The sequence below is a fragment of the Enterobacter cloacae complex sp. P40C2 genome, assembly GCF_014930695.1.
Lineage (GTDB): Bacteria > Pseudomonadota > Gammaproteobacteria > Enterobacterales > Enterobacteriaceae > Enterobacter > Enterobacter pasteurii.
This window is the reverse complement of record NZ_JADBRP010000002.1, coordinates 174,569-187,473: the sequence shown is the minus strand read 5'-3', so window position 1 is coordinate 187,473 and position 12,905 is coordinate 174,569. Positions and strand designations below refer to the sequence as shown.

10 protein-coding genes and 1 pseudogene are annotated in these 12,905 nt (G+C 55.8%); 9 read left to right on the top strand and 2 right to left on the bottom strand.

All coding sequences use genetic code 11. The features are described from left to right. Positions 1-76 precede the first annotated feature (76 nt). Positions 77-526: an FKBP-type peptidyl-prolyl cis-trans isomerase gene (fkpB, locus tag IM304_RS06105; RefSeq protein WP_148420039.1), complete on the top strand. Its 450-nt coding sequence runs from the start codon at positions 77-79 to the stop codon at positions 524-526. 1 nt (position 527) lies between these two features. Continuing rightward, positions 528-1,478: a 4-hydroxy-3-methylbut-2-enyl diphosphate reductase gene (gene ispH, locus IM304_RS06100; RefSeq protein ID WP_148420040.1), complete on the top strand. Its 951-nt coding sequence runs from the start codon at positions 528-530 to the stop codon at positions 1,476-1,478. 20 nt (positions 1,479-1,498) lie between these two features. On the opposite strand, the gene IM304_RS06095 is transcribed toward ispH, so the two are convergent. Then, the gene (locus tag IM304_RS06095) at positions 1,499-2,401 is read right to left on the bottom strand and encodes a LysR family transcriptional regulator (RefSeq protein ID WP_193354758.1); all 903 of its coding nucleotides are present in this window, start codon (positions 2,399-2,401) and stop codon (positions 1,499-1,501) included. A gap of 92 nt (positions 2,402-2,493) precedes the next feature. Here IM304_RS06095 and IM304_RS06090 point away from each other — a divergent pair, with 92 nt between their 5' ends. The 6 genes and pseudogenes from IM304_RS06090 to IM304_RS06065 all read left to right on the top strand — a co-directional run bounded on the left by IM304_RS06090 (position 2,494) and on the right by IM304_RS06065 (position 9,828). Further along, on the top strand, positions 2,494-3,135 hold the full coding sequence (locus IM304_RS06090) for an alanyl-tRNA editing protein (RefSeq protein WP_193354757.1): 642 nt from the start codon (positions 2,494-2,496) through the stop codon (positions 3,133-3,135). Positions 3,136-3,314: 179 nt separating this feature from the next. Then, a pseudogene (locus IM304_RS06085) lies at positions 3,315-3,665 on the top strand (glucose-6-phosphate isomerase); the annotation flags it as partial. A gap of 122 nt (positions 3,666-3,787) precedes the next feature. After that, entirely contained in the window at positions 3,788-4,609 is an 822-nt protein-coding gene (gene dapB / locus IM304_RS06080; protein WP_193354756.1) for a 4-hydroxy-tetrahydrodipicolinate reductase, read from the top strand. 454 nt (positions 4,610-5,063) lie between these two features. Next, a complete protein-coding gene (carA, locus tag IM304_RS06075) occupies positions 5,064-6,212 on the top strand; it encodes a glutamine-hydrolyzing carbamoyl-phosphate synthase small subunit (RefSeq protein WP_148420044.1) in 1,149 nt (382 codons plus the stop codon). An 18-nt stretch (positions 6,213-6,230) separates the two neighbouring features. Next, positions 6,231-9,455: a carbamoyl-phosphate synthase large subunit gene (carB, locus tag IM304_RS06070; RefSeq protein ID WP_193354755.1), complete on the top strand. Its 3,225-nt coding sequence runs from the start codon at positions 6,231-6,233 to the stop codon at positions 9,453-9,455. A 139-nt stretch (positions 9,456-9,594) separates the two neighbouring features. After that, entirely contained in the window at positions 9,595-9,828 is a 234-nt protein-coding gene (locus IM304_RS06065; RefSeq protein WP_003856439.1) for a YgdI/YgdR family lipoprotein, read from the top strand. A gap of 48 nt (positions 9,829-9,876) precedes the next feature. Here IM304_RS06065 and IM304_RS06060 read toward each other — a convergent pair whose 3' ends face one another. Beyond that, entirely contained in the window at positions 9,877-12,519 is a 2,643-nt protein-coding gene (locus tag IM304_RS06060) for an autotransporter outer membrane beta-barrel domain-containing protein (protein WP_227009535.1), read from the bottom strand. Here IM304_RS06060 and IM304_RS22225 point away from each other — a divergent pair. After that, a complete protein-coding gene (locus tag IM304_RS22225; RefSeq protein ID WP_227009548.1) occupies positions 12,461-12,805 on the top strand; it encodes a hypothetical protein in 345 nt (114 codons plus the stop codon). The two genes, IM304_RS06060 and IM304_RS22225, sit on opposite strands and share 59 nt — an antisense overlap. Positions 12,806-12,905: the final 100 nt, after the last annotated feature.

Below are 12,905 nucleotides of genomic sequence, written 5' to 3'. Positions count from 1 at the left end.
TCGCCTGCACCGGCCTGCGGTTATCGCAGACCCGACAAGCGTAGCGCCGCCGGGCGAAAACCAGCGAGCAATTTGCATGTCTAAATCCGTACAGAGCAACAGCGCACTCCTCGTTCACTTCACGCTGAAGCTGGACGATGGCTCCACTGCTGAGTCCACCCGCAACAACGGTAAACCCGCGCTGTTTCGCCTGGGCGACACCTCCCTCTCTGAAGGGCTGGAGCAACAGCTTCTCGGCCTGAAAGAGGGTGAAAAAAAGGCGTTCTCGCTGGAGCCGGATGCGGCATTCGGCGTACCAAGCCCGGACCTGATTCAGTACTTTTCGCGTCGTGAGTTTATGGACGCGGGCGAACCGGAAATCGGGGCGATTATGCTCTTCACCGCTATGGACGGCAGCGAAATGCCTGGCGTGATCCGCGAAATCAACGGCGACTCGATTACCGTTGACTTCAACCATCCGCTTGCCGGGCGTACCGTTCATTTTGATGTAGAAGTGCTGGAGATCGATCCGGCACTGGAGGCCTGAAATGCAGATCCTGTTGGCTAACCCGCGCGGCTTCTGCGCCGGTGTAGACCGCGCTATCAGCATTGTTGAAAACGCGCTGGAGATTTACGGCGCGCCGATTTACGTGCGTCATGAAGTGGTGCATAACCGCTACGTGGTCGACAGCCTGCGCGAGCGCGGGGCGATCTTCATCGAGCAAATCAGCGAAGTGCCGGACGGCGCTATCCTGATCTTCTCCGCGCACGGCGTGTCACAGGCAGTGCGTAACGAAGCCAAAAGCCGCGATCTGACCGTATTCGACGCTACCTGTCCGCTGGTGACCAAAGTGCATATGGAAGTGGCGCGCGCCAGCCGTCGTGGTGAAGAGTCGATCCTGATTGGTCACGCCGGTCACCCGGAAGTCGAAGGCACGATGGGCCAGTACAGCAACCCGGAAGGGGGGATGTACCTGGTTGAATCGCCGGAAGATGTCCTGACGCTCAACGTGAAAAACGAAGGCCGCCTGTCGTTCATGACGCAGACCACGCTTTCGGTTGATGATACGTCGGACGTGATTGACGCGCTGCGCCAGCGTTTTCCGAAAATCGTCGGGCCGCGTAAAGATGATATCTGCTACGCAACCACTAACCGTCAGGAAGCGGTGCGTGCGCTGGCTGAACAGGCCGACGTGGTGCTGGTGGTCGGCTCGAAAAACTCCTCTAACTCCAACCGTCTGGCCGAACTGGCACAGCGGATGGGCAAGGCGGCGTTCCTGATCGACGACGCGACGGACATCCAGGAAGCGTGGGTGAAAAACGCGGCCTGCGTTGGCGTCACCGCCGGGGCTTCCGCGCCGGATATCCTCGTGCAGAACGTGATTGTCCGCCTGCAGGAGCTGGGCGGTGGTGAAGCCGTTCCGCTGGAAGGCCGGGAAGAGAATATTGTCTTCGAAGTCCCGAAAGAGCTGCGTATCGACGCGCGTGAAGTGGAATAAGCTTTAAAAAATGCCAGTCATCAGGTGACTGGCATTTTTTCATTCAGATAGTTAATCATAGCCCGCATTCTGGCTGGCATATGCTTGTTACGCGTCCACAGCAGCCATAGCTCACCTGAATAGCTGCCGATGAAATTCCACTCCGGCAGAACCTGCACAATTTCCCCATTTTCAAGCGCCTCACGCGCCGTAAACAGCGGTAAGCTTCCGATACCAACATGACGTTTAACCGCGTCCAGCCGCACGCCCGTGTGGTTAGCCGCGTAGCGGCCGTGCGTCTGTACCACCTCCGTTTTCCCCTGCAGCGTAAATTTCCAGCGTGAATCGGCCGGGGTTTCACCGAGCGAAATACAGCTATGCGCCAGGAGGTCCTGCGGATGCTGAGGCGTACCCGCGCGACGAAGGTATTCTGGCGTAGCGCAAACAATATGGCTTACCGGCATCAGCGGTTTTCCGTACAGGCCTGGAGAAGGTGAGTTGGTGATCCGTAAGGCCAGATCGACACCATCATCGATCAGATCCATGTAGCGATCTTCCAGGCGCAGGCAGACGTCTATTTGCGGATAGCGCTCCAGAAAGGCGGGTATCAGCGGATGGATCACAAACCTTCCCACCGCTTTCGGCACGCTCAGTGTGAGCTTTCCCTGCGCGATGGTTTGCAGACTGCTGCCGGAATCTAATGCCTGCTGTGCTGCTTCCAGCATCTCCAGCGCATGTTCATAAACGGATTTACCGGTTTCGGTAAGTGCCAGCTTGCGCGTGGTGCGGTTCAGTAACTTACATCCCATCTCCTTTTCCAGGCGTGAAACACAGCGACTGATCGCCGAGGGGGTCGCGCCCGCAATGCGGGCCGCGGTTGAAAAATTACCGTGTTCAACGATGGAAACGAAGGTGGCGAGATCGGGAAGCAGTGCAGGTTTCATTTGTGCATACCAGGCAAGAGTGCATTGTTTGAAAGACAGATTATCTATGCGTAAGTGATGAATATACTGTCAGGGTACAGAGGAGAACAACCATGACAGAACGACTTTATTACACCAGTGACGCGACAGAAGCCCGGGTGAAGGCGATCCGCTGCACTGAAGAAGCTGATGGCCGCTACGCCGTCGAGCTGGATCAGACGCTTTTCCATCCGCAGGGAGGAGGGCAGCCGGCGGATCGGGGCTTAATCGCGGGGATCGCCGTGGAGGGCGTGAGCCTGCGGGGGGAGCAGCTCGTTCATATTCTGGCTAAACCGCTGGCGCCAGGGGAGGTGGAGATTCAGGTCGATAAAAGCGCGCGCGTGCGTCACTCCCGCTGGCACAGCGCGGGCCATTTGATTGGTTATGCCGGCGAGCGATTTGGCTGGCAACCGGTAAAAGCCCACCACTGGCCGGGTGAAGGCCGGATTACCTTTACGGCCAGGGAGCAGCAAGCCTCAGTGCCTGATGCCGGCTCCCTGATCGCCCTCATCAACGGCTGGAAGGCCGACAATCTGCGTTGTTATACCGAAACGGAAGCTGGCAGACGCACGGTGCGCTTCGGCGATCTTCCGGCCTACTCGTGCGGCGGAACGCACGTTACCCAGCTGGCGGAAATCGGTGAAATGCAGATCTCGGGGATGAAAATTAAAAAAGGACAGCTGGTGGTCACTTACGCCCTCAACGAGCAGGCGTAGCCGGAGTGTGATTAACCCGACAGAGCGGGAGGCTTCACAGGAGGGGAAGCGGTAAATCTGGTAAGCTTGTCGTGTTGTTCTCCTCGGGCCGGAGATAAACATGAATCCTCACATTATTCTACTTACCGCATACCGCCTGTTAGCCTCTGAACGTCACCTCCAGGTACGGGAGGTCAGCCATGCTTAACGTTGGGCTGGATATGACCATCACGCATCGGCCGTTGGGCTTTAGCTACGGAGGCGACGTCACTGGCCCAATGCCGGAGATCCGAACGCTGGATCAGATCCGCCCGTCGCTGCGCAATCCGGACTGCGAAGGGCCAGAGCAGGTGTATGCCATCGCGATGGACGTGGCGCGCCTGGCGGACAGGCCGGAGCTCGAAAAGCGGATGCTGCTGTTTGGCGTGGTTACCTGCGCCGCAGGCACGCTCGGCGATGAGCCGGTTCGCAGCCAGGGGCACGTTCACCGTATCAGCCAGCACAGCGGCTGGTGGTGCGGGAATCATGCGGTTTTCGCTGACGATCATGTCTTTCACTGATATCTCTCCCTGTTTATCATTAAATTCTAATTATTGGCGTTTTCAGTGGCACCCTTTGCGAAGGCTGGTTAATCTGAAAACGGTTTACATCATTTTAACGTAAGAGAATAACTATGCATGATGCACAGATCCGCGTCGCCATTGCGGGCGCGGGTGGACGTATGGGCCGCCAGCTGATTCAGGCGGCACTACAGATGGACGGCGTGGCGCTGGGCGCGGCGCTGGAGCGTGAAGGTTCATCCCTGCTGGGCGCCGATGCGGGTGAGCTGGCCGGCACGGGCAGGACGGGCGTAACCGTTCAGAGCAGCCTTGACGCGGTGAAGGATGATTTTGATGTGTTTATCGATTTTACCCGTCCGGAAGGCACGCTAGCGCATCTGGCATTTTGTCGGCAGCACGGTAAAGGCATGGTCATCGGCACCACGGGCTTCGACGACGCCGGTAAACAGGCCATTCAGGATGCGTCACACGAGATTGCGATCGTCTTCGCCGCGAACTTTAGCGTAGGCGTTAACGTCATGCTGAAGCTGCTGGAGAAAGCGGCGAAGGTGATGGGCGACTATACAGACATTGAGATTATTGAAGCGCACCACCGATATAAAGTCGATGCCCCGTCAGGCACGGCGCTGGCGATGGGCGAAGCGATTGCTCATGCCATGGATAAAGATTTGAAAGCGTGCGCGGTTTACACCCGTGAAGGCCATACCGGTGAACGCGTGCCGGGTACCATTGGTTTTGCTACCGTGCGTGCAGGGGATATCGTCGGCGAACATACGGCGATGTTCGCCGATATTGGCGAGCGCGTGGAGATCACCCATAAAGCCTCCAGCCGCATGACGTTTGCCAACGGTGCGGTTCGCTCCGCTTTGTGGCTGAAATCCAAACAAAACGGTCTTTTTGATATGCGAGATGTCCTCGATCTCAATAATTTGTAAGCGTTATTACCCATCGTGATGTGGTTATTGCAGTCGTAATATGTTGATTGCATAGGGCAATAATTTATTGCCCTCTTATTTTACCATTTTGGTATGAAATAAATCACATGATTGCTATAAGCTTCAATCTTCCCTCCCTTTTGTGTGAAATGAATGTAAATTTTGACCATCTGGTCCACTTTTTAATGCTCTCATTTCAAAAATCTCATTAAACCTGCCGCGCAAGCGTTTTCCAGAATGATTTGCATGATCTTTTTGCCCGTTAAAACGTATTTCAGCAGCCAGGGCTGCAAAAGAATAAGCAAAAAAGCCGTTTTGAGTTGACTTTTACCCGGCAAATCCCCAGAATGCCGCCGTTTGCCAAAAATCCGCTGGCAACACATTTGCATTGATTCATGACGCGGTTATGAATTAATATGCAAATAAAGTGAGTGAATATTCTCTGGAGGGTGTTTTGATTAAGTCAGCGCTATTGGTTCTGGAAGACGGAACCCAGTTTATCGGTCGGGCCATAGGGGCAACGGGTTCGGCGGTTGGGGAAGTCGTTTTCAATACTTCAATGACCGGTTATCAAGAAATCCTCACTGATCCTTCCTATTCTCGCCAAATCGTTACTCTTACTTATCCTCATATCGGCAATGTCGGCACCAATGCTGCTGACGACGAATCTTCTCAGGTACACGCGCAGGGTCTGGTCATTCGCGACCTGCCGCTGATTGCCAGCAACTTCCGCAATACCGAAGATCTCTCTTCCTGGCTGAAGCGCCATAACATCGTGGCGATTGCCGATATCGATACCCGTAAGTTAACGCGTCTGCTGCGCGAGAAGGGTGCCCAGAACGGCTGCATCATCGCGGGTGATAACCTCGATGCGACGCTGGCGCTGGAAAAAGCGAAAGCCTTCCCTGGCCTGAACGGCATGGACCTGGCGAAAGAAGTGACCACGGCGGAAGCCTACAGCTGGACGCAGGGGAGCTGGACGCTGGAAGGCGACCTGCCGGAAGCGAAAAAAGAGAGCGAGCTGCCGTTCCACGTGGTGGCCTACGATTTCGGTGCCAAGCGCAACATCCTGCGCATGCTGGTTGACCGCGGCTGCCGCCTGACGGTGGTGCCGGCGCAAACGTCCGCTGAAGACGTGCTGAAGATGAACCCGGACGGCATTTTCCTCTCAAACGGTCCTGGCGATCCGGCACCGTGCGATTACGCCATCGCCGCCATCAAGTCCTTCCTCGAAACCGATATTCCGGTATTCGGCATCTGCCTCGGCCATCAGCTGCTGGCGCTGGCTAGCGGTGCGAATACCCTCAAGATGAAGTTCGGCCACCACGGTGGCAACCACCCGGTTAAAGATATCGACAACAACACGGTGATGATTACCGCGCAGAACCACGGTTTCGCCGTAGACGAAGCGTCAATGCCGGCAACCCTGCGCGTAACGCACAAATCGCTGTTCGATGGCACCCTGCAGGGTATTCATCGTACCGATAAGCCAGCGTTCAGCTTCCAGGGCCACCCGGAAGCCAGCCCGGGCCCGCACGACGCCGCGCCGCTGTTCGATCACTTTATCGAACTTATCGAGCAATACCGTAAGACTGCTAAATAATCAGGAGCCGAAAAGACCATGCCAAAACGTACAGACATAAAAAGCATCCTGATCCTTGGCGCTGGCCCAATTGTCATCGGCCAGGCCTGTGAATTTGACTACTCCGGCGCGCAGGCTTGTAAAGCCCTGCGTGAAGAGGGTTACCGCGTTATCCTGGTCAACTCTAACCCGGCGACCATCATGACCGACCCGGAAATGGCCGATGCGACCTACATCGAGCCAATTCACTGGGAAGTGGTGCGTAAAATCATTGAGAAAGAGCGTCCGGACGCGGTGCTGCCGACCATGGGCGGCCAGACGGCGCTGAACTGTGCGCTGGAGCTGGAGCGTCAGGGCGTGCTGGAAGAGTTCGGCGTGACCATGATTGGTGCAACCGCCGACGCGATTGATAAAGCAGAAGACCGCCGCCGCTTCGACGTGGCGATGAAAAAAATCGGCCTCGACACCGCGCGTTCCGGCATCGCGCACAACATGGAAGAAGCGCTGGCCGTTGCGGCTGAAGTTGGCTATCCGTGCATCATCCGTCCATCCTTCACCATGGGCGGCACCGGCGGCGGTATCGCCTACAACCGCGAAGAGTTCGAAGAGATTTGCGAGCGCGGGCTGGATCTCTCCCCAACCAAAGAGCTGCTGATTGATGAATCGCTGATTGGCTGGAAAGAGTACGAGATGGAGGTGGTGCGTGATAAAAACGACAACTGCATCATCGTCTGCTCCATCGAAAACTTCGATGCGATGGGGATCCACACCGGCGACTCCATCACCGTTGCGCCAGCGCAAACGCTGACCGACAAAGAGTATCAAATCATGCGTAACGCCTCGATGGCGGTACTGCGTGAAATCGGCGTAGAAACCGGTGGCTCTAACGTGCAGTTCTCGGTGAACCCGAAAACCGGCCGTCTGATTGTTATCGAAATGAACCCGCGCGTGTCCCGCTCCTCCGCGCTGGCCTCCAAAGCGACCGGTTTCCCGATTGCGAAAGTGGCGGCGAAACTGGCGGTCGGTTACACCCTCGACGAGCTGATGAACGACATCACCGGTGGCCGCACGCCTGCGTCCTTCGAACCGTCCATCGACTACGTTGTGACCAAAATTCCACGCTTCAACTTCGAGAAGTTCGCAGGCGCGAACGACCGTCTGACCACCCAGATGAAGTCCGTGGGTGAAGTAATGGCGATTGGCCGCACGCAGCAGGAATCCCTGCAGAAAGCGCTGCGCGGCCTCGAAGTGGGCGCGACCGGCTTCGATCCGAAAGTCAGCCTGGACGACCCGGAAGCGCTGACCAAAATTCGCCGCGAGCTGAAAGACGCGGGCGCAGAGCGTATCTGGTACATCGCCGATGCCTTCCGCGCGGGTCTGTCCGTCGACGGCGTATTCAACCTGACCAACATCGACCGCTGGTTCCTGGTGCAGATTGAAGAGCTGGTGCGTCTGGAAGAGAAAGTCGCGGAGCTGGGCATCAACGGCCTGGACGCTGACTTCCTGCGCGTGCTGAAGCGTAAAGGCTTCGCCGACGCGCGTCTGGCTAAGCTGGCGGGCGTGCGTGAAGCGGAAATCCGCAAGCTGCGCGACCAGTATGACCTGCACCCGGTTTACAAGCGCGTGGATACCTGTGCGGCTGAGTTCTCCACCGACACCGCCTACATGTACTCCACCTATGAAGAAGAGTGCGAGGCGAACCCTTCCGTCGACCGCGACAAAATTATGGTGCTGGGCGGCGGTCCAAACCGTATCGGCCAGGGCATTGAGTTCGACTACTGCTGCGTACACGCCTCGCTGGCGCTGCGCGAAGACGGTTACGAGACCATTATGGTCAACTGTAACCCGGAAACCGTGTCTACCGATTACGACACGTCTGACCGCCTCTACTTCGAGCCGGTAACCCTGGAAGACGTGCTGGAAATCGTGCGCATCGAGAAGCCGAAAGGCGTTATCGTGCAGTACGGCGGCCAGACTCCGCTGAAGCTGGCGCGCGCGCTGGAAGCGGCAGGCGTGCCGGTTATCGGCACCAGCCCGGATGCCATTGACCGTGCGGAAGACCGCGAGCGTTTCCAGCAGGCGGTTGACCGTCTGAAGCTGAAGCAGCCGGCGAACGCCACCGTAACGGCCATTGAAATGGCCGTTGAGAAGGCGAAAGAGATTGGTTACCCGCTGGTGGTACGTCCTTCCTACGTGCTGGGCGGCCGCGCGATGGAAATTGTCTATGACGAAGCCGACCTGCGCCGCTACTTCCAGACGGCGGTAAGCGTCTCCAACGATGCGCCGGTGCTGCTGGACCGCTTCCTCGACGACGCGGTTGAAGTGGACGTTGACGCCATCTGCGACGGCGAAATGGTGCTGATTGGCGGCATTATGGAGCATATCGAGCAGGCGGGCGTTCACTCCGGTGACTCTGCATGTTCTCTGCCAGCGTACACCCTGAGCCAGGAAATTCAGGACGTGATGCGCCAGCAGGTGCAGAAGCTGGCCTTTGAGCTGCAGGTTCGCGGCCTGATGAACGTCCAGTTTGCGGTGAAAGACAACGAAGTCTACCTGATTGAAGTGAACCCGCGCGCGGCGCGTACCGTTCCGTTCGTCTCCAAAGCAACCGGCATTCCGCTGGCTAAGGTAGCGGCGCGCGTGATGGCGGGCCAGACGCTGGCTCAGCAGGGCGTGACCAAAGAAATCATCCCGCCGTACTACTCGGTGAAAGAAGTGGTGCTGCCGTTCAACAAATTCCCGGGCGTTGACCCGCTGCTGGGGCCAGAAATGCGCTCTACCGGGGAAGTGATGGGCGTAGGCCGCACCTTCGCAGAAGCGTTCGCCAAGGCGCAGCTGGGCAGTAGCTCCACCATGAGAAAATCGGGCCGTGCGCTGCTCTCCGTTCGCGAAGGCGATAAAGAGCGCGTGGTTGACCTGGCCGCCAAGCTGCTGAAACAGGGCTTCGAGCTGGATGCAACCCACGGTACGGCGATTGTGCTGGGCGAAGCGGGAATCAACCCGCGTCTGGTTAACAAGGTGCATGAAGGTCGTCCGCACATTCAGGACCGCATCAAGAATGGCGAATACACCTACATCATTAACACCACTGCGGGCCGCCAGGCGATTGAAGACTCCAAGCTGATTCGCCGCAGCGCGCTGCAGTACAAAGTGCACTATGACACCACCCTGAACGGCGGTTTCGCAACGGCCATGGCGCTGAATGCGGATGCCACCGAGAAGGTCATTTCGGTGCAGGAAATGCACGCCCAGATTAACAAGTAAGACAAATTGCCCGGCACCGTTCGGTTGCCGGGCTCTGTTCCCATCTTCGGAACCTTCTGGTTTTTCATCCGCTTTCAGACAGTTAGCCTAAAATGGTTAGGTCGATAACGAAATTCAACTGAGAGCAGGGGAAAACACCATGCAAAATAAACTACTGATCGCTTCCGTTCTGGCTGCCACTGCAATGTTCACCGTAGCGGGCTGTTCGTCCAATCAGGCCGTCAAAACGACCGATGGCAAAACCATTGTCACTGACGGGAAGCCGCAGGTGGATGATGATACCGGTCTTGTGTCGTACAAAAACGCCGAAACGGGCCAAACTGAGCAGATTAACCGTGACCAGGTTAAATCCATGGGTGAGCTGGATAACTAAAAAAAAGCAGTGGCGAATGCCACTGCTTTTTTGCTTCATGCTGACAGATTACCAGCGGTGGTTTAACAGGATATGACCGCCATAAGCGGCGTAGCTGTTTTCACCCCACTCGCCGCTGGCGCGCAGGGAGATGGTCGTCGTTTCGTTCAGGTTGCCGGTGACGCCCAGCTCTAACTGACCGCGATCTTCCGGAGTATCGTTGCTGACGGTCTCGTCGTTAAACGCAAGGTCGTTCTGACCCGCACCTTTCAGCCAGTTAACCGCCACGTATGGCTGCCACGCCTTAACGTCCTTCTGCTGGAAGTAGCTGGATTTCACACCCAGACGACCAAAGACGCTGTCATTGTCCAGCGTGGTTACGCGTACGCCGTCGCGATCGGTGTGATTTTCCTGATCGAGATAGCTGTAGATCACCTGCGCCTGCGGCTCGATCTTCCAGGTACGTTCGTTTTCAGACGGGATAATCCACGCGTGGCCGACCTCAACAGACGCGGCAAAACCTTCGCTGTTGTAGTCTTCATCGTTGCGGTTGCTGGTCACTTTGTTGTTGTACCAGCTGTAGGCGGCCCAGGTATCAATGTAGCTGCCCAGACGTAACTTCTGATCTTCCTGCCAGGTGGCGTAGAGCCCAACGTTGAAGCCATCGACCTTACCCTGTGCGTCACGCACGTTGTGTTTCGCATCCGAGTGGGTCTTCGCCTGGCCTGCACCGAACATGCCGCCGGCATGCAGAATACCGCTGTCCATTGGCTTGCTCAGGAAATCGCTGCCGACTTGCAGAACGGTGGTTGTGGTGTCGTAGCTGACCTTATCGCCACCGGCATCGTTCTCGTGATAGCGGCCCTTAACGTACATCCAGGTGTTCAGATCGTCTTCATTGCGGAAGGTAAGCTGGTCGCGATCGTCGCGCTTATGCAGGAACATGCTCTGTGCGGCAAGGTAGTTGCCTAAGTAAGCCCCTACTTCAGGCGCCATCACTTCCGGGGCATTGCTGCCGCCGTTGTCGGTATTGTCACCCTTGTCGCTGTTATCGCCGCCGTCTGTATTGCCGCCACCGTCGTTATTTCCGCCGTCATCGGTATTGCCACCGCCGTCGGTATTACCGCCACCATCAGTGTTACCACCGTCATCGGTATTATCACCGCCATCGGTGTTATCCCCGCCGTCAGAAGGCTCATCAGAAGGTGTCGCCTTTGATTCCAGGTACCAGTTGCCGTCGTCGTGCTGATAAAGGTTGTATTCATAAGCGCCGGCAACAACCGGTGCAGCCAGGGTCAGCTGGGCTTCGGAGCTGCCGCCTACGCTTACAATTTCCATACCGTTAACGGTTTGCGCGCCTGCACCACCAATATTGGTAATGCGTACGCCGGACTGACCGAAGCTGCTGCCGGTAATGGTGAGGTGGTCGGTTGGGGCGTTATCTTCACCAAGAGTGCTGTTCATCACAATCTGGCTGCCGTCAGAACCGGTGTAGTCGCCGTTAATCGTGAAATCATTGCCTACGCTACGATCGTCCGCACTGAGCAGCAGCGTGCCGCCGTTCGTCACGTTGCCGTTCACCGTATCAACTCCGGCATCCCTTAGCGTTGAGTTACCCGCAATCGCATTCCACGCTGCCAGCGTACCGCCGGTAAGAACGGCGACGTTGTTGTTAACTTCGCCTGCGGTGGCAAAGGTTGCACCGTTTTCCACGGTGACGGTGGCGTTGCTGCCTTTGACGCCGAGCGTTGCTCCGGCGGAGACCAGCGTGGTGCCGCCGTGCAGGACCGTATCTCCTGTGTAGCTGTTGTTACCCGTCAGCGTCAGGGTGTTGGAATCCACTTTCTCTACGTTACCGCTGCCGGTCATGCTGGTGGCAAAGGAGAAATCGCTGCCCTGATTGAAAATGACGGTACCGTTGTTTTCCAGACCACCGCTAAGGCTGGCGGTATGTTTACCATCGCCTAATCGTAACGTGCTGTCGTTTGCAACCAGGGTATTACCGCTATTAGAGACGGTACCCGCTAGCGTTAAATCACCGCTATTCACCTGCAGAGAATCATCGGTGCCGATAATGTCGAGATCGCCCGTAAGCGTCCAGTTCTCACCGTTCATTTTGACGCTGGCAAAGCCCTCGCCTTCATTCAGCCCAACGAAGTTACTGTCTTCCGTACCGGTGCCGATCAGGGTCAGGGTGTTCCCTGTTGAATTTGTGGAAATAACGTCACCGACGAGGGAGGAGCCAGTATTAAGAACAAGGGTGTTATTTTTATCGCTGGCAAACATAATGGCGGCTGAATCACCGCTAATGGTTCCGCTATTCGTGATGTCGACTTTTGCAGTGTTTTTTACATGAATGCCGTACTGGGTTCCCTGCACGGTGCCGCTGTTTAAAATTTTGGTATTGCCGTCGCTAAACGTACTGGCGTCACCGTTTGTTCCGATAATTGTTCCGCTGTTATTTATGCCAATACCAATCTGAGAATTCAGGCCTGTTTTACCCTTAATCACTCCACTGCTTGTATTGGTAATGTTTAACGCGGAGGAGCTTTCGCTGACAAAAATGCCATTTTCGGCGCCAATTATGCTCCCGCTATTATTAAAATCACCGAGCAATGACTGAATATTTACTGCATTCTTTGTCGTGGAGGAAATGGTCGCACCGCTGTCATTATTAATAACGACGCGTTGTGCGCCAGTATTAACATCCATGCCATTTCCGGTACCGGAAATATTCCCCTGGTTAGTGGCTTTGGTGACGGTAAAACCTGATACGGTCACGGCCGCTTCACTACCGGCGGAGGTAATTGTGACGTCTTTATTGATAACGTATTCAGCATCGTCTGAAAAGGTTTGCGGAACAGACGTTGATTGTTCAATAGTTGCAGAAAACGCAACTGCTGGGGTGCATATCAACAAGGCAGGAAATATCTTTCCAAGACTTTGGGTTGTATTATTTAATGTGAAGAATTTGTTGCTCATGTACACATCCATTTGAGTGAGAAGGAACATCAGGTAACGTGGGTGAAAATGTATATTGACCGCGTTAAAGAGTGAGCTCAAAAAACAGAGCATAAAATTATTAATTTTTCAAGGGT